The 16,642-nt window shown below is 70.9% G+C and carries 15 protein-coding genes, 2 pseudogenes and 1 riboswitch; of the genes and pseudogenes, 5 read left to right on the forward strand and 12 right to left on the reverse strand.

Going from position 1 to position 16,642, the window contains the following annotated elements; translation table 11 throughout:
- Nucleotides 1–29 precede the first annotated feature (29 nt).
- Entirely contained in the window at nucleotides 30–293 is a 264-nt protein-coding gene (locus KIF24_RS18690; RefSeq protein WP_088973679.1) for a phosphoribosyl-ATP diphosphatase, read from the reverse strand.
- A 138-nt stretch (nucleotides 294–431) separates the two neighbouring features.
- Between KIF24_RS18690 and KIF24_RS18695 the strand changes: the two genes are divergently transcribed.
- Nucleotides 432–1,292 carry an ABC transporter substrate-binding protein gene (locus tag KIF24_RS18695; protein WP_221085152.1) on the forward strand — a complete coding sequence of 287 codons (861 nt, stop codon included), beginning with the start codon at nucleotides 432–434 and terminating at the stop codon, nucleotides 1,290–1,292.
- 82 nt (nucleotides 1,293–1,374) lie between these two features.
- On the opposite strand, the gene KIF24_RS18700 is transcribed toward KIF24_RS18695, so the two are convergent.
- Complete coding sequence (locus tag KIF24_RS18700) at nucleotides 1,375–1,992, reverse strand: helix-turn-helix domain-containing protein (RefSeq protein WP_331461193.1); 618 nt, start codon at nucleotides 1,990–1,992, stop codon at nucleotides 1,375–1,377.
- A complete protein-coding gene (locus tag KIF24_RS18705; RefSeq protein WP_221085153.1) occupies nucleotides 1,976–3,025 on the reverse strand; it encodes a DMT family transporter in 1,050 nt (349 codons plus the stop codon). Before KIF24_RS18705 ends, KIF24_RS18700 begins: the two co-directional genes overlap by 17 nt.
- A 166-nt stretch (nucleotides 3,026–3,191) precedes the next feature.
- Here KIF24_RS18705 and KIF24_RS18710 point away from each other — a divergent pair, with 166 nt between their 5' ends.
- Complete coding sequence (locus tag KIF24_RS18710) at nucleotides 3,192–3,695, forward strand: YbaK/EbsC family protein (RefSeq protein ID WP_230415733.1); 504 nt, start codon at nucleotides 3,192–3,194, stop codon at nucleotides 3,693–3,695.
- Nucleotides 3,696–3,704: 9 nt separating this feature from the next.
- On the opposite strand, the gene mtnA is transcribed toward KIF24_RS18710, so the two are convergent.
- Nucleotides 3,705–4,727, reverse strand: a complete 1,023-nt coding sequence (gene mtnA, locus KIF24_RS18715) for an S-methyl-5-thioribose-1-phosphate isomerase (RefSeq protein WP_221085154.1) — start codon at nucleotides 4,725–4,727, stop codon at nucleotides 3,705–3,707.
- A 213-nt stretch (nucleotides 4,728–4,940) separates the two neighbouring features.
- Between mtnA and KIF24_RS18720 the strand changes: the two genes are divergently transcribed.
- A complete protein-coding gene (locus KIF24_RS18720; RefSeq protein WP_230415734.1) occupies nucleotides 4,941–6,794 on the forward strand; it encodes a fluorothreonine transaldolase in 1,854 nt (617 codons plus the stop codon).
- A gap of 10 nt (nucleotides 6,795–6,804) precedes the next feature.
- Here the strand turns inward: KIF24_RS18720 and ribH are convergent, their stop codons facing one another.
- From ribH to rpe, 7 genes and pseudogenes are all read right to left on the reverse strand, one after another.
- Nucleotides 6,805–7,305, reverse strand: a complete 501-nt coding sequence (gene ribH / locus KIF24_RS18725; protein ID WP_221085156.1) for a 6,7-dimethyl-8-ribityllumazine synthase — start codon at nucleotides 7,303–7,305, stop codon at nucleotides 6,805–6,807.
- A 5-nt stretch (nucleotides 7,306–7,310) separates the two neighbouring features.
- Nucleotides 7,311–8,600 (reverse strand): bifunctional 3,4-dihydroxy-2-butanone-4-phosphate synthase/GTP cyclohydrolase II, encoded by a 1,290-nt coding sequence (locus tag KIF24_RS18730; RefSeq protein WP_221085157.1) that lies wholly within the window; start codon nucleotides 8,598–8,600, stop codon nucleotides 7,311–7,313.
- A complete protein-coding gene (gene pnuC / locus KIF24_RS18735) occupies nucleotides 8,597–9,298 on the reverse strand; it encodes a nicotinamide riboside transporter PnuC (protein WP_221085158.1) in 702 nt (233 codons plus the stop codon). The genes KIF24_RS18730 and pnuC overlap by 4 nt, the downstream gene beginning before the upstream one ends.
- A complete protein-coding gene (locus KIF24_RS18740) occupies nucleotides 9,295–9,954 on the reverse strand; it encodes a riboflavin synthase (protein ID WP_221085159.1) in 660 nt (219 codons plus the stop codon). The genes pnuC and KIF24_RS18740 overlap by 4 nt, the downstream gene beginning before the upstream one ends.
- 2 nt (nucleotides 9,955–9,956) lie before the next feature.
- Nucleotides 9,957–11,017, reverse strand: a pseudogene (gene ribD / locus KIF24_RS18745) (bifunctional diaminohydroxyphosphoribosylaminopyrimidine deaminase/5-amino-6-(5-phosphoribosylamino)uracil reductase RibD).
- A 149-nt stretch (nucleotides 11,018–11,166) separates the two neighbouring features.
- A riboswitch (FMN riboswitch) is annotated at nucleotides 11,167–11,339 on the reverse strand.
- Between the two features lie 57 nt (nucleotides 11,340–11,396).
- Nucleotides 11,397–12,377, reverse strand: coding sequence for a response regulator (locus KIF24_RS18750; RefSeq protein WP_221085160.1), 981 nt, complete (start codon nucleotides 12,375–12,377; stop codon nucleotides 11,397–11,399).
- 1 nt (nucleotide 12,378) lies between these two features.
- Complete coding sequence (rpe, locus tag KIF24_RS18755) at nucleotides 12,379–13,059, reverse strand: ribulose-phosphate 3-epimerase (RefSeq protein WP_221085161.1); 681 nt, start codon at nucleotides 13,057–13,059, stop codon at nucleotides 12,379–12,381.
- A 246-nt stretch (nucleotides 13,060–13,305) separates the two neighbouring features.
- Here rpe and KIF24_RS18760 point away from each other — a divergent pair, with 246 nt between their 5' ends.
- On the forward strand, nucleotides 13,306–14,193 hold the full coding sequence (locus KIF24_RS18760) for a septum formation family protein (RefSeq protein ID WP_221085162.1): 888 nt from the start codon (nucleotides 13,306–13,308) through the stop codon (nucleotides 14,191–14,193).
- Between the two features lie 133 nt (nucleotides 14,194–14,326).
- Nucleotides 14,327–15,211, forward strand: coding sequence for a septum formation family protein (locus tag KIF24_RS18765; protein ID WP_221085163.1), 885 nt, complete (start codon nucleotides 14,327–14,329; stop codon nucleotides 15,209–15,211).
- A 63-nt stretch (nucleotides 15,212–15,274) separates the two neighbouring features.
- Here the strand turns inward: KIF24_RS18765 and KIF24_RS18770 are convergent.
- A pseudogene (locus tag KIF24_RS18770) lies at nucleotides 15,275–16,626 on the reverse strand (RsmB/NOP family class I SAM-dependent RNA methyltransferase).
- Nucleotides 16,627–16,642: the final 16 nt, after the last annotated feature.

Consider the following 16,642-nt stretch of genomic DNA (forward strand, 5'->3'; position numbering starts at 1 on the left):
CGATCGGGACCGGGTCGACGGCGGGGCACTCACAGATGTCGGTAGACGTCCTTCAGTTCGAGACCGCTGGCCAGCATCAGCACCTGGACCTGGTAGAGCAGTTGGGAGATCTCCTCGGCGGTGCGCTCCGGCCCCTCGTGCTCGGCGGCCATCCACGACTCGGCCGCCTCCTCGACGACCTTCTTCCCGACGAAGTGCACGCCCTTCTCCAACGCGGCGACCGTGCCCGAGCCGGGGGTGCCGGCCGCGGCCTTGGCCTGCAACTCCGCGAACAACTCCTCGAACGTCTTCACGGAGACGGATTCTCGCAGTCGCCCTCGGTCGCCGGAAGCACCGGGTCGGTGGTGACCGCTGGCCGGGACCGGCATTCCCTACCAGGATGATGGGACAAGCCTTCGATCCCCGCCTATGTTGGTCGTACGCTGTCCGCCATGGTCAGCACCCCACGCACCCCCACGCTCGCCACCGCCGGCATCGTCCTGCTCGCGGTCACCGCCTGCACGCCCCAGGCCCAGCCCGCGCCTATGCCGACCGTGTCGATGGCGTGCACCAAGGACAGCCTGTCCACCCAGACTCCGGGCAGGCTCACCATCGCCACCGACGAGCCGGCCGACCCGCCGTGGTTCGTCGACGACAAGCCCGACAACGGCGAGGGCTTCGAGTCCGCGGTGGCCTACGCGGTGGCGGAGCAGCTCGGCTACGCCCGCGACGACGTCACCTGGATCCGGGTGCGGTTCGACGCCGCCGTCGCGCCCGGGCCGAAGAACTTCGACTTCGACATCAACCAGTTCGCCGTCACCGAGGAGCGCAAGCAGGCGGTGGACTTCTCCGCCCCGTACTACCTGGTGCGGCAGACGGTGATCGCGCTGGAATCCTCCAAGATCGCTGGCATGACCGCACTGGCCGACCTGCGCGGCGCCAAGCTCGGCGCACGGGTCGGCACGACCAGCTACCAGGCGATCACCGACGTGGTGCGGCCGACGGCCGAACCCCAGGTCTACAACAGCAACGACGACGCGAAGAAGGCACTACAGAACGGGCAGATCGACGGCCTGGTGGTGGACCTGCCCACCGCGTTCCACATCACCGGCGCGGAGATCGACGACGCGGTGATCGTCGGGCAGCTGCCCCAGGTGGGCACGCCGGAGGCGTTCGGGTTGCTGTTGGACAAGGACTCCCCGCTCACCGGCTGCGTCAGCGCGGCGGTCGGGCAGCTCAGCAGCGAGGGCATACTCAAGCAGCTGGAGCAGCAGTGGCTGGCTCAGGTCGCGGGAGCGCCAGAACTCACGTGAGCACCGCTCAGCACCACCCCTCGCCCGATGATCGAGGCTGCCGGCGGAGGTCGCGGTTCCGGGCGCGGTGCTGGGGCGTCGGTCAGGCCGCACCGGTGTGCGCGGCCCCGCCCGCGACGCTCACGTTCATCGCCGGGTACGTCATTACGAGGCTCGCCTCGGCTGGCCCGTGCACCACCTCGTACCGATGCGGCACATCGGCCGAGAACACCAGGAAATCGCCGGCGCCCGCCTCGTGTAGCGCATCGACCGGTCCGGCCCGCAACACTCCGCGGCTGACGAGCAGGTATTCCACCGTTCCGGCCGCGTGCGCCGGACTCTCCACGAAATTCCCGGGTTGTTGGATGCGTACCCGCCAGATCTCGGTGAGGACGCCGGGGCCGATGCGCTGCAACATCTCTTGTCGGCTGTAGTCCGGGGCCGGGGTGCCCCGCTGCAGGCTCGGTGCGCTCGGCACCGAGGTCGGTATGAGGTCGCCGAGCGGCAACCGCAGGGCAACGGCGATCGCCGCGATGGTCTCGATGGTCGGGTTGCCGAGGCCGGCCTCGAGTCGGGAGAGTGTCCCCTTGCTCACATCCGCCCGCCGAGCAAGCTCGGAGACCGACATCCGGCGGGCCTCCCGGAAGCGACGGACTTCCCTACCGACCGCGGCTCCCATCCCGGCCGCGGTGGTCCCGAAGCTCTCAGCGGCTGTCGTCACGGGGTCCATTCTCGGGTATTGGTCGGCGAACGTGCCCAGACACGCTACCGTCTGGTGCCACGCCGGCCGCAGGCTGGCGCCCGGAACTCTCGACAGCCCGCCCGACGAGCGCCGACCCGACCAGCAGCAAGCCACCGAGCGCCTGGACGAGGCCGAGCGACTCGCCAGCCGCGACGATCGCGAAGATCGTCGCGAAGATCGGCTCGGTACACAACACCAGCCCGACCCGGGTGGAGCTGGAGAGCCTTGCCGAACGCAGCTGCACGAAGAAGGCGAAGGCGGTGCCGAGTACACCGAGATAGGCGATGAGCAGCCACGATCGGCCGTCGACATCCCCGGCCACCGACCACACCGGGTCCCCCGTGAGCACCGAGGTGGATCCCGCCAGCACGATCACCACCACGAACTGGACCGCGGTGAGGTTCTGAATCGACTGGCCCCGTACGTGCCGGCCGAAGAGCGTGATCTGAACAGCTCGGATCATCGCGGCAGCCAGGATGATCAAGTCACCGGACCGCAGCTGAATGCCGTCGTGCAGCAACAGCAAAGCGCAACCGAGAAGGGCCGCGACCGTGGCGATGTATACCACCGGGGATTGCGTCCTCCGGCTGACGAATCGCTCCAACACGGGCACCAGCACCACCGAAACGGTGATGAGAAAGCCGGCGTTGGCCGCGGATGTGTACCGCACACCCACCGTCTCCAGCATGAGGATGCCGTAGAGCATCGTGCCGAAGGCCGCGCCTGTGATCAGCTCCATCCGGTTCAACCGACGCAGCGACCGAGCGGCCAGCAGGAGCACCACCGGAAGCGCGGTGAGGAAGCGCAACGCCAGGAACGCCGCAGCCGGCACGTGTTCCCCGACGGTCTGCATCACGACGTAGCTGGAGCCCCAGATGATCGCCACGAGCAGGATCGACAGATCCGACCACAGCAGGGCGCCCTTGGTCGCGGGGCGGACAGGCCCGGCAGGAGGTGGGATGCTGGCTGCCGGCTCGGGCGGCGCCGACGTGGTGCCCCTAGGTGCTTGCATGATCAGCTTATCCCCTCGAGATTCACCCAGTCAGGACTACAATGTCGGAATTGCCCGATCGTCCGTACATTATAGTGATCACTTTCTAGTACTATACTGAACACGACGGTAGCCGACGCATCACATTCCGCGCTGACCGCGGTGGTGAAGTACGAGGGGATGACGCATGGAGCACGAGGAGACCTACGATCGCCTGATCGCCCTACTCGACGAGAACGGTGCCACCTACCGGCTGATCGACCACCCCGAGGAGGGCCGCACCGAGATCGTCAGCGGATATCGCGGCCACCAGGTCGCGGCTGCGGCCAAGTGCATGATCGTGATGGTCAAGCTCGGCAAGAAGGTCACGAAGTACGTCCTGGCAGTCGTCCCCGGGGATGCCCGGGTCGACCTGCAGGCGATCAAGAAGTTGTTCGGCGGCACATACATCTCCTTCGCGACGCCGGAAATCGCCGAACGGCTGTCCGGCTGTGTCGCCGGCACGATCCTGCCATTTCCCTTCAGCGATGAACTGGAACTCATCGCCGACCCGGGGATCAAGGCGTTTCCCGAGCTGTTCTTCAACGCCGCCCGGTTGGACCGGTCACTCGCACTGACCACCGACGACTACCTGCGAATCACCTCGCCGCGGTTCGAATCCATCGCGGCAGGCACCGCGATGACGGTCTGAGAGCGAGCGTCACGCCGGGCGCACGCGCGTCACCGGGCGGGCTCCAGTGGTGGCACGCCCCAGCCACACCGTCCGCCGCTCCGTCACGATCGCTGTGATGAGTTCGGCGGGCGTCACGTCGAAAGCGGGGTTGCGCGCCTTTGTGCCGGGCGGGGCAATGCGGTGCGAACCGAAACCGAGCACCTCGGCCTCATCCCGCTGCTCGATCGGAATGTCCGCGCTCGTCGCCGTGCCCGGGGAGAACGTCGCCTCGGGCGCCGCCACCACGAACGGAATGCCAGCGTGAGCCGCCGCCAACGCATGCGCCACCGTACCGACCTTGTTGGCGCTGTCGCCGTTGGCCGCGATGCGGTCGGCGCCGACCACGACCGCATCCACCTCACCGGCCAGGATCAGCCCGGCCGCCGCGCCGTCCACCACGAGGCAGTGCGGGATTCCCGCGCGTCCGAGTTCCCACGTGGTCAACCGAGCGCCCTGAAGCAGGGGACGGGTTTCCGTGGCGTACGCCGTGAGCAGCGGTTCTCGGCGGTGCAACTCAACGATCACCCCCAGAGCCGTACCGATCTCCACGGCGGCGAGAGCGCCGGCGTTACAGTGCGTCAGGATTCGCCTGGCCCCCTGCAACAGATCCGCGCCGCGGTTGCCGATGGCCCGGTTCGCCTCGACGTCTTCGTCCCGGATCTCCAGTGCGACGGCAACCACCGCTGCCGCACCCGCGTGCGCGGCGGCCAGCGCCCGGTTAGCTCCCCACGCCAGATTCGTCGCCGTCGGCCGCGCCGTCGCCAGCAACTCTGCCGCCTCACCTGCTCTGGTAAGGACATCCTGTCCCCGCTCTTTCGCCCGCACCGCGCCGAGTGCCACTCCCATCGCGCCGGCCACACCGAGCGCCATAGCGCCGCGTACCGCGAGTCGCTTGATCTCCGCCACGAGCTGAAGTGGCTCGCGGAGCACGAGGAAGGTCGTCCGGTCCGGAAGGCGCGTCTGATCGACGATGACGACAGCGCCGTCATCCCGCCAATCGATTGCACGCATCACGATGAACCCCCGGTCTGATGCCACGGACACCCCACGGTGGCCCATGCCGCTCCTCGGGGCATCGGACGGAAGTCACAGCGCCGGATACGTCAATGGTGCACTCTTGATTCTTCGCTCAGGCACCCACCTGTGCTCGCCGATCCCCTCTCGTAGATTCCAGACAACATCAGCGGAACGCGGGAGAGGAACATGTCGGTGCCGCAGGAGCCCATGACACTCGGTCTGATCGAGCGACTGATCCAGCAGGAGGAACTCGAGTCGGCCGCGGTCCTCCACCTGACCGCCAACGAGACGCTACTCTCCCCTGCGGCGCAACGGGTCCTGTCGACCCCGCTGTCCAACCGCTACCTCCTCGAGCACCTGGAGATGCGGGAGGACTCCCCGTCCCGTCTGAACAACTTCCTGTATCGCGGCATGAATCGGATCAACGAGATCGAAGCGTCCGCCACAGAGGTGTGCCGGCAACTCTTCGGCGCCGAGTACGCCGAATTCCGATGTCTCTCCGGTATCCATGCGATGCAGACCACCTTCGCCGCACTCTCCCAGCCGGGCGACAAGATCATGCGTATCTCGACGAAGGACGGCGGCCACTTCCTGACCGAACTGATCTGCCGCACTTTCGGCCGGAGCAGTTGCACATACGCGTACCGGGACATCTCAGAGATCGACCTTGACCGCACCCGCGAGGTGTTCGAGCGGGAACGTCCCACACTGCTGTTCCTCGACGCGATGAACTACCTGTTCCCGTTCCCGGTGCGGGAACTGAAGGAGATGTGTGGACCGGTGCCGCTGGTCTACGACGCGTCGCACACGCTGGGCCTCATCGCCGGTGACCAGTTCCAGGATCCGCTCGGCGAGGGCGCCGACATCCTCCAGGCGAACACCCACAAGACGATGTTCGGGCCGCAGAAGGGCATCATCCTCGGCCGGAGCCGTGGTCTGATGGAACGCATCAGCTACACCCTGTCCAATGGCCTGGTCAGCAGCCAGCACACCGCGTCCGCGCTGGCGCTGTACATCGCGCTGCACGAGATGTACACCCACGGTCGCGAGTACGCGAGCCGGGTCATCGAGAGTGCCCGGTGTCTCGCCACCGCCCTGCACGACCGGGGTGTACCGATCCTGCAGGCTGACCGAGGGTTCACCCGCAACCACATGTTCTTCATCGACAGCAGGCCCCTCGGCGCCGGACCGGCCCTGCTGGAACGGCTGTTGCGCGCCGGAATCGCGGTGAACCGATCCGTCGCCTTCGAGCAGACCGACACGTTGCGGTTGGGCGTCCAGGAAGTGGTCCGACGCGGGTTCACCAACGCCGACCTCAACCTCGTCGCCGACTGGTTCGCGCAGGTGCTGCTGCATGACGCGGACCCGGAACCCATCGCCCTCGCCGTGGCCGAGTTGCTCGGTCAGCGCGGCTCGATCAAGTACTGTGAGCCCGCCCCGGAGGCCACCGCGCCGTCGCCCTCCGGACCGCTCCCACGGCCCGCAACCCGGCGTTGGGCGGACATCGACCTCCGCCGAGAGTCCCTTGAGATCGAGCGTTCCGCCTTCGACGGCGCACACGCGCTGGGCCGGCTCGCCGGGATCTTCGAACACCAGACCGACTCCGCCGGAAACATCAGTTTCCACCGCGCGGGCGGTACCTTCGTCACCGCCACCGGCGCCTACATCCGGGATCTGAGGCCCACCGACTTCGTCGAACTGCGGGGCCGCACAGGTACCACGTTGCACTGTCGCGGTCCCGGTACGCCGTCCGCGGAGTCGTACATGCACTACCTCATGCGCAGCACGGTCCCCGCCGCCTTCGTCGTGCACAACCACTACATTCCCGACGACGAGGAACTCGACCGCGTGGACGTACTCGTCATCCCACCCAAGGAGTACGGCAGCGTCCAACTCGCCGAGGCCGTCGCCGAAGCGGCCCAGAAGAGTCAGGTGATCTACGTCCGCCGACACGGCCTGGTGCTGTGGGGCGAATCCCTGGAGGAAAGCCGTGAGCTTCTCGACCGGCTGGCCTTCGCAGTGCAGGCGGCAAAGGGCGCAGACCCGGCGTGGTTGAGGTAAGCGGGTTCGGTCAGGTGGCGAAGCCGAGTCGCTGGTTGGCGGACGCCGCGACCTGGCGGAGGGCCAGGGCGGCGTCGAGGGCGGCCACCGTCGAGGACCAGCCCTTGTCCTCGGCGGAGCCGGGCAGGCCGGCCCGGTCGCGGGCCTGCTCGATGGTGTCCACGGTGAGCACCCCGTGGGCCACCGGCTTGCCCTCGTCCAGCGCGATCCGGGTCAGCCCGTCGGTGACCGAGCGGCAGACGTAGTCGAAGTGCGCCGTGGCGCCGCGTACCACCACGCCGAGGGCGACCACCACATCGCAGCGCCGGGCCATGGCCTGGGCCACCACCGGCAGTTCCACCGAGCCGGCCACCCGGGCCACCACCACCCGCGCGCCACACGCCCGCGCGGCGGCCACCGCCCGGTCCAGCATGTTATCGGTCAGCTCACCGTGCCACCGCGCGGCCACCACACCGACGGTCATCCCGCTCGCGTCGACCGGGGTGGACCCCGGCTCGCCGAAACCCGCCATCGTTCCTACGCTCCGATCTCTTTGCCGGCGACCGTACGGCCCATCGGGGCCTCGGCCACCTCGTCCAGGTCGAGCAGATGTCCCATCCGGTCCCGCTTGGTCCGCAGGTAGCGCACGTTCTCTGGGTGCGGGCGCACCGGCAGGCCCTCCCGGCCGGTGACGGTGAGCCCGTACCCCTCCAGTCCCGCCCGCTTGGCCGGGTTGTTGGTCAGCAGTCGCATCGACCGCACCCCGAGGTCGTAGAGGATCTGCGCGCCGGTGCCGTAGTCACGCGCGTCAGCCGGCAGGCCCAGGTCGAGGTTCGCGTCGACCGTGTCGCGGCCCTGGTCCTGGAGCTGGTACGCCTGCAACTTGTGCAGCAGCCCGATGCCCCGCCCCTCGTGGCCCCGCACGTAGAGCACCACGCCCCGGCCCTCCCGCGCCACCCGGTCCAGCGCGGCGTCGAGCTGCGGACCGCAGTCGCAGCGCACCGAGGAGAAGACGTCGCCGGTCAGGCACTCGGAGTGCACCCGCACCAGCACGTCGCGGCCGTCGCCGAGGTCACCCATCACCAGGGCCACGTGCTCGGCCGAGTCGTACTCGCTGCGGTAGCCCAGCGCCCGGAACACCCCGTGCTCGGTGGGCATCCGGGCATCGGCGACCAGTTCCACCTGCTTCTCGGTGCGGCGCCGGTACGCGATCAGGTCCGCGATGGTGACCAGGGTCAGCGCATGCTCGGCGCAGAACTTCTCCAGATCCGGCAGCCGCATCATGGTGCCGTCGTCGTTGACCAGTTCGCAGAGCACCCCCGCCGGGCGCAGGCCGGCCAGCCGGGTCAGGTCGACGGTCGCCTCGGTGTGCCCGGGGCGCCGCAGCACACCACCGGCGCGAGCCCGCAACGGCACCACGTGCCCCGGCCGGGCGAGGTCGGTCGGGCCGGTTCCCGGGTCGGCGAGCAGCCGGATCGTGTACGCCCGGTCGGCGGCCGAGATGCCGGTGGTCACCCCCTCCCGGGCGTCGACGGTGACGGTGTACGCGGTCTGCCGGCGGTCCTGGTTGGTGTGGTGCATCGGCGGCAGGTCGAGCCGGTCACACTCGCTCTCGCTGAGCGGGACGCAGATGAACCCCGAGGTGTGCCGCACCATGAAGGCCAGCAGTTCCGGGGTGGCCAGTTCGGCGGCGAAGATCAGGTCGCCCTCGTTCTCCCGGTCGGCGTCGTCCACCACGACCACCGGCCGGCCGGCGGCGAGGTCCGCCAGCGCCCGCTCGATGTCGGCGAAGACGGTCGGCCCGCGCTGCTCACTGTGCTCGGTCATGCGACGGCCTCCGAGTAGGTCGACGGGATCGGGGCGGATGCCGGGCGGATGGCCCGCGAGGTGCGCCACCAACTGGCGAGGCCCCAGACGCAGAGCCCGCCGTAGACGAGGTACATGGCCGCCGACGGATAGAACCCGCCGCGCAGCAGCAGCGGCACGCCCACGGCGTCGACCGCGATCCAGACCAGCCAGAAGTCCACCCAGCCGCGGGCCATCCCGTAGGTGGCCAGCAGGCTGCCGACGAGGATCCAGGCGTCGGGCAACGGCCCCCAGGAGCCGAGCGCCGCCAGCACCGGGTAGGCCAGCGCGGTGCCCACCACGGCGGCGGCGAGCAGACCGAGCCGCTCGGCGCCGGTGGCCCAGCGGGGCGCGACCGCCGACCCGTCGCCGGTGACGCCGAGGCGGCGGTTACGCGTCCAGCGCCACCAGCCGTAGACGCTCAGGCCGAAGAAGAAGACCTGCCGGCCGGCCTGCCCGTACAGGTCGTGCGCCTGCGGGGTGGCGAACGCCCCGCCGAGGAAGACGGTGAACAGCAACGCGTTGCCGATCATGCCGACCGGCCAGGCCCAGACCACCCGGCGCAGGCCGAGCAGCGCCGAGCCGAGCCCGAAGACGTTGCCGACGACCTCCCGCACCAGCACCGGCGACCCGGCCACGTGGAACTCGGCGCCGAGCAGCCAGCCGAGTGCCCCGGTCATGACAGCACCGGCCCGGGTGTGGCGACGCCGGGCAGGTCGACCGGCGGTCCGGCGCCGCCGGCGGTCCGGGCGCCGAGCAGCCGCTCGACGTACTTGGCCAGCACGTCCGTCTCCAGGTTCACCGGGTCGCCCACGGACCGGGCACCGAGCGTGGTCGACGAGAGCGTGGTGGGGATCAGGCCGACGGCGAACCAGTCGGTGCCGACCTCGGCGACGGTCAGCGAGACGCCGTCGACGGTGATCGAGCCCTTCTCCACCACGTACCGGGACAAGGCGGCGGGCAGCCGGAACCGTACGGTCTCCCACCGCTGTGCCGGGTCGCGGGAGAGCACCTCACCCACGCCGTCGACGTGCCCCTGCACCAGGTGCCCGCCGAGCCGGCTGCCCAGCGTGGCGGCGCGTTCCAGGTTGACCCGGTCGCCGGCGCGCAGCGCGCCCAGTGCCGAACGGCGCAGCGTCTCGCCCATGATGTCGGCGGTGAAGACCCCGCCGTCGAGGTCGACGACGGTCAGGCAGACCCCGTTGACCGCGATCGAGTCGCCGTGCCGCGCGTCGGAGGCGACCAGCGGGCCACGGACGGTGACCAGGGCGGAGTCCTGCGCCGTGCGGGTCACCCCGACGACCTCGCCCAGTTCCTCGACGATGCCGGTGAACATGCCTAGCCCTCCCTCTTCCGGGGCAGCGCGGTGATCCGCAGATCGGGACCGACCTGCGTAACGTCGGTGAGTTCCAGATCGATGGCCTCGGTGATGGTGCGCACGCCCGCGTCGACCAGGGCGGCGGGTCCGGCGCCGAGCAGCCGGGGAGCGACATAGCCGACGACCCGGTCGACCAGGCCGGCCGAGAGGAACGCCCCGGCGAGCCGCGGGCCGCCCTCCAGCAGCACCGCCCGGACCCCCGACCGTGCAGGGCCGCCAGCAGCGCGGGCAGGTCGACGCCGCCGTTCGGGGCGGCGCCCACCTCGGCAGCGGTGGCGACCCAGGTACGGGCGGCGCCGTCGCGGACCCGCGCGCCGGCCGGGGTACGGCCCGCCGAGTCGAGAACCACCCGCAGCGGCTGCCGGATGGCCAGGCTGCCGTCGCGCAGGTTGCGCACGGTGAGCCGGGGATCGTCGGCGAGTACCGTGCCGATGCCGACGACCACCGCGTCGACGGTCGCCCGCAGCGCGTGCACGTCCATCCGGGCCGCCTCGGACGTGATCCACATGCTGGTGCCGTCGGCCGCCGCGGAGCGGCCGTCCAGGGTCGCCGCGTACTTCCAGATCACGTACGGCCAGCCCCGGCGCATGGCGGTGAGCCACGCCACGTTGCCGCTCTCCGCCTCGGTTCCGCGTACGCCCAGGTCCACCTGGACGCCGGCGGCCCGCAGCGTGGCGGCGCCGCCGGTGGCGACCGGGTTCGGGTCCGGTACCGCGATGACCACCCGGGCGACTCCGGCCTGGACCAGCGCAGTGCTGCAGGGGCCGGTGCGGCCGGTGTGGTCACAGGGTTCCAGGGTGACGACCGCGGTCCCGCCCTTCGCCCGCCGGCCGGCCTGTGCCAGCGCGACGATCTCGGCGTGCGGTCCGCCGGCGTACGCGTGGAAACCCTCGCCGACCACCTCACCATCGGCGTCGAGCAGCACGCAGCCGACTATCGGGTTGGGACTGGTCGTGCCGAGCCCGCGCGCCGCGAGCTCGATCGCGCGACGCATCGCCTCGTCCACGGAGACGCTCGCCATCGCCTGCCCTGCCCTCTCGCTCTTGCGCGCAGGCGGGGAGATCGGCCGGGTGGCCGCGGGCAGGCAGCGGAAGTCGGGGTACGGCACAGCCGCCCCGGCGGGGCCCGTGCGCGCCGGAGCCCGGCGAGCCACCCGGCCCCTTCCGTCCCGCGCGCTGTCTCCCATCCGGACTGTCTGGGCGCGGACGAACCGCCCCCAACCGTCGGCCCCGGATTCTCACCAGGTCCACCGGGCGGACGAACCGCTCCCGGGTCGCGGGCTTACCACGGTCGGACCGTGGATCACCGCCGGTTCGGAATTTCACCGAGTCCCGCCAGCGCGTGGTGGGTACTGAAGGAAGTCTTACACGCCCGGCGGGCTGTCGGGCCACCCGGGCGAGCTACTTCACATGGCGGTAACCGTGGTCACCGACGCCGCGCCGCCGGTCCACCGCCACGTACGAGCCGGGTTGGCTCTTGGCGACGGTCTTCATCTCGGAGGCGACCGTCATCGCCTCCAGCGGGTTGGTGATCCGCTTGTCCGTGTCGGAGATCGCGACCCCGATGGAGAGGGTGACCAGCGCGGCCCGGCGGATGTTGCCCCGCCGGTCCTTCAGCTCCACGTAGCCGCGTTCCCGGTCGGTGGGATCGTAGAGCGCGTCCGCGGCCTTCTCGAAGTCCGCGGACACCCGGGAGGTGAGCGGCAGGACCTGCTCCGGCGTGCACACGAAGACGAAGTCGTCGCCGCCGACGTGCCCGAGGAAGGCCGGCGGCAGCGCGACCGAGACCACGGCCCGGTGCAGGCTGCGGGCCAGCGCCGAGATGAAGCCGTCGCCGCGGACGAACCCGTACCGGTCGTTGACACTCTTGAACCGGTCGATGTCGATGTAGCCGACGGCGTAGTCGGCACCGCCCCGGACCCGGTCGGCGATCTCCCGGCGGATGCGGCTGTTGCCCGGCAGGCCGGTCAGCGGGGAGACCTCGCGGAACTCCTTGTTGCGCCGCAGGGTCGAGCTGACCCGGGCCACCAGTTCCGCCGTGTCGAAGGGTTTCACCAGGTAGTCGTCCGCGCCCGCGCTGAGCCCGTGGACCTTGTCCACGGTCATCCCCTTGGCCGTCAGCATGATCACGGGCAGGGCCGCGGTCATCGGATCGGCGCGCAGCCGCCGGGTCAGTTCCAGCCCGTCCACCCGCGGCATCATCAGGTCGACCACGGCCAGGTCGGGCCGTTCCCGCTCGATCAGTTCGAGCGCCTCCTGACCGTCGGCGGCGAGGACCACGTCGAAGCCCTGCAACCGCAGGTTGAACTCGACGAATCGGGCGATGTCCTCGTCGTCGTCGACGACGAGGATCACGTCCCTGCGATCGTCGGAAGGCTCCACCTCAGGCCCCGGCCGCCGCACGCTCCGCCAGGTCGCGGAGCCGGCGCACCGCCTCGGCCGGATCGTCGGCACCGTAGACGGCGGTGCCGGCGACGAAGGCGTCGGCGCCCGCCGCGGCAGCCTGTTCGATGGTGTCGGCGGCGATGCCGCCGTCCACCTCGATGCGCAGTTCCAGGTGACCGGCGTCGACGTGGCGGCGCGCGGTGCGCACCTTGTCCAGCAGCTGCGGGACGAACCGCTGGCCACCGAACCCCGCCTTGATGGTCATGATCAGCAGCGTGTCGAAGCTTGGCAGCAGGTCGAGGTACGGCTCGACCGGCGTGTCCCGGTCGATCGCCAGCCCCGCCTTGGCGCCGGCCGCCCGCAGGTCCCTGGCCAGCGCCACCGGGTCGTCGCAGGCCTCGGCGTGGAAGGTGACGTTGTACGCCCCCGCGTCCGCGTAGCCGGGTGCCCAGCGGCGCGGATCGGTGATCATCAGGTGCACGTCGAAGGGCAGCTTCGTGGCGGCCCGCAGGCTCTGCACCACGGGCAGCCCGATGGTCAGGTTGGGCACGAAGTGGTTGTCCATCACGTCGACGTGCAACCAGTCCGCGGCGTCCTCGACGGCACGGACCTCTTCGGCGAGACGGGAGAAATCGGCGGCCAGGATACTCGGCGCGACGATCGGCGGCGGTACGGTCACAGGGCCAGTGTACGAACGCGGTCACCAGCCGCGGCAGCATGCCACCAACCGGAACACCCCGTGACCCGGAGGTGACCAGTGGTGCAGAATGGCTCCCCTCGGACCGGTGCGACGGTACGAAGCGGGGCTTCGACTGGCCAGCCGGCCGAATCACGGCAACACTCCATCGGGGACGGTGACGGTAGCGTGCAGGCCGTTGGGCGCGGGGGCCGGCAGCCGGGCGACAGCTCCCGGGAGGGGCGGACGATGCGACGGTGGCTCGCGGCGCTGGCGCTGGCCGGCGCGGCTGCGATGGTGCTGAGCGGCTGTGTGCGGCCGGGTGGAACGGACGGTGATCTCACAAATGACTGGCCCGCGATGCGCCCGGCGACGATGTTCGTGCCGGCCACCGACGCCTGCCTGCCCCGGGTCACCGCCGTCGTCCAGGCGAGCACCTACGAGACCGTCGACTGCGCCCGCAACCACCTCGCCGAGGCGGTCCACGTCGGCACGTTCACCGGGCCCGCGGCCGGCAGGCAACGGCCGGAACCGGGATCGGCGGCGCTGCGCACCGCGCGGGCGGAGTGCGACCAGCGGGTCCGGCTGGTGCTCGGCGGCGACTGGCACACCGCCCGCCTGACGCTCAACATCGCCCTGCCGTCGGCGTCGGCCTGGGACGGCGGCGCCCGGTGGTTCCGGTGCGACCTGAGCGAGACCGACAGCATCGACAACACCCGGCCGGTCAACCGCACCGGCAGCCTGCGCGGCGCACTGATCGGCGACTCACCACTGGTGCACCGGTGCTTCGATCCGAAGCTCATCGGCGACAGCCTGAACTACATGGCCCCGGTGCTCTGCACGGAGCCGCACGGGGCCGAGTTCGTCGGTGTGTACGTCGAGCAGGACATGACCTGGGAGCAGTTCGTGGGTTCCGCCGGGCAGGCCCATCAGCGCTGTATGGGACTGATCGCCGCGTTCGCCGACGTACCCAACAACTCCGACCTGCCCTACCGCGCCGGCTCCATCTTCTACCCGCCGTCGCAGCGGGAGTGGGAGGAGGGCGACCGGGGGGTGCGCTGCATCCTGTGGAGCGACGATCGCAAGCTGACCGGCTCGATGCGCGGGGTCGGCCCCCGGGGGCTACCCGTGACCTGAGCCCGGTGCCGTATGCTGCCGCTCCGTGGCGTGCCGCGACCCGCGCAACGCGGTGCGGTCGGGGGCTTCGACGGCCGGGTTGGTCCCGCGCCTCGCTCCACTCGCCGGCGGCACGAGCAGGAGGTCGACGGGAATGCGACGGTGGCTGACCGGAGTCGCGTTGGGCGCCGTGGTGACGACGGCTCTGCTCGGCTGCACGAGACCGGCCGGAGTCGACGGTGACCTTGTCGACGACTGGGCACCGGTGGCCGCCCCGACGGTGTTCACGCCCGCCTCCCGAACGTGCCACCCCCAACCCCAGGACGTCGGCTATCTCAGCGCGTACGCGCCGGTGGACTGCGCGCAGCCGCATCGGGCCGAGACGTTGCACGTCGGAACGCTCACCGACGTGGACGGGGCGAGGCCACCGGCCACCGGCAACGCCGGGATGCGCACCGCGTTCGACGAGTGCGACCGGCAGGCCCGTACGGCGCTGGGCGGCGACTGGCGTGGCGCTCGGATCGGGCTCATCGTCGTCTTCCCGTCGCCGCGGGCGTGGACCGGTGGGGCGCGCTGGTTCCGCTGCGACGTCCACGAGTTGCGGGGGCTCGACACCCCGATCCCGGTACGGCGCACGAGCAGCCTCACCGGTTCGCTGGACGGATCGTCGCCGCTGCGGCACGGCTGCTTCAACGCGGAGACCGAGGGCGACGACGTGACCGAGATGGTCGCGGTCGCGTGCACCGCACGGCATCGGGTCGAGTTCGTCGGGGTCTGGGAGGCCCCGGCGGCCAGCTATTCGGCGTTCCTGAAGGAGGCCGGACGCGCCCACCGGGGTTGCCGCAGCAGGATCGCCCGCTTCGCCGAGGTGCCGGACGACGGCAACCTTCAGTACCGCGTCGGCACCATCTTCTACCATCCGTCCGAACGAGAATGGCGCAGCGGCAACCGCGGCGTGCAGTGCTTCCTGTGGAGCAGCGACCGCACCCTGACCCGGTCGCTGAAGGGCGCCGGCACCCGGGCACTGCCGATCACCTGAGCCGTCCCGCGAGGAATCGCCGCAGGCGCGGCGCGCTCAGGTGATCGGGTCGGGCTCCGGCGCTCAGGTGCGGCGCAGCAGGGCGAGGAACATGGCGTCGGTGCCGTGCCGGTGCGGCCACAGCTGCACCGTCGGCCCGTCGCCGAGCCCCGGCATGCCGGCCGGCAGCAGCGGCCGGGCGTCGACGAAGTCCACCGGCACACCGCTGCGCCGCGCCGACTCGGTCACCGTCACGTGGGTCTCCACGATGTGGGGTGAACAGGTCACGTAGGCGACCACCCCGCCGGGGCGGACCGCCCGCAGCCCGGCGGCGAGCAGCTCGCGCTGCAACCGGGTCAGGGCGGACAGGTCCGACGGCTGGCGCCGCCAGCGCGACTCCGGCCGGCGGCGCAGCGACCCCAGCCCGGTGCACGGCGCGTCGACCAGCACCCGGTCGAAGTGCTCCGCCGGCAGCTTCGCCTCGGCGCCCACCAGCCGACCGTCGAGGTTCAGCACGGTCACCGGCAGCCCCCGGGTGGCCTGGGCGACCAGCCGGCCCGGTGCTCGGCGACCTCCACCGCGGTCAGCCGCGCGTCGCGTTGTGCCGCGAGGGCCCCGAGCAGCCCCGACTTGCCGCCCGGTCCGGCGCAGAGGTCGAGCCAGCGGCCGTCCGGTCCGTCCACCGGTGCGGTGGCCAGCGCATTCGCCACCAGCTGCGAACCCTCGTCCTGGACGTGGGCGCGACCGTCGATCACCGCCGCCAGCTCGCCCGGCGCGCCGCCGCCGAGATAGACCGCGTACGGCGAGAAGGCGCCCGGTGCGCCACCGGACTCGTCGGCGAGCTCGACCGGGTCGGCCAGGCCGGGCCGGGCACACAGGTGCACCGGCGGACGCTCATTGTCCTCCATCAGCAGGCGGGTGGTCTCGCCGACATCGCCGTCGAGCGCCTCGCTGAACGCCCGGATTATCCACTGTGGATGGCTGTGGGCCACGGCGAGGTGACCGACCGGGTCGGTCTCCATCGGCGGCGCCAGTCGGGCCACCCAGTCGTCGAGATCGCGGCCGGCCACCTCGCGCAGCACCGCGTTGGCGAAACCGGTGGCACCCTGGCCGACCACGCGGACCAGGTCGACGGTCGAGGAGACCGCCGCGTGGGCCGGCACCCGGGTGTGCAGCAACTGGTACGCGCCGATCCGCAACGCGTCGCGTACCGGCGGGTCGATCCGTTGCACGTCCCGGCCCGCCGCGGCGGTGAGGATCGCGTCGAGCGTGCCGAGATGGCGCAGGGTGCCGTAGGTCAGCTCGGTGGCGAAGGCGGCGTCCCGGCCGGTCAGGCCCGCGTCGCGCAGGATCGCCGGCAGCACCAGATTGGCGTACGCGTCGTCGCGGTGCACCGCCGCGACCGCCTCGTACGCGGCGTACCGCGACCGGTCCACCACCGGCCGCCCAGGG

The sequence above is a fragment of the Micromonospora tarapacensis genome (genome assembly GCF_019697375.1).
GTDB lineage: Bacteria > Actinomycetota > Actinomycetes > Mycobacteriales > Micromonosporaceae > Micromonospora > Micromonospora tarapacensis.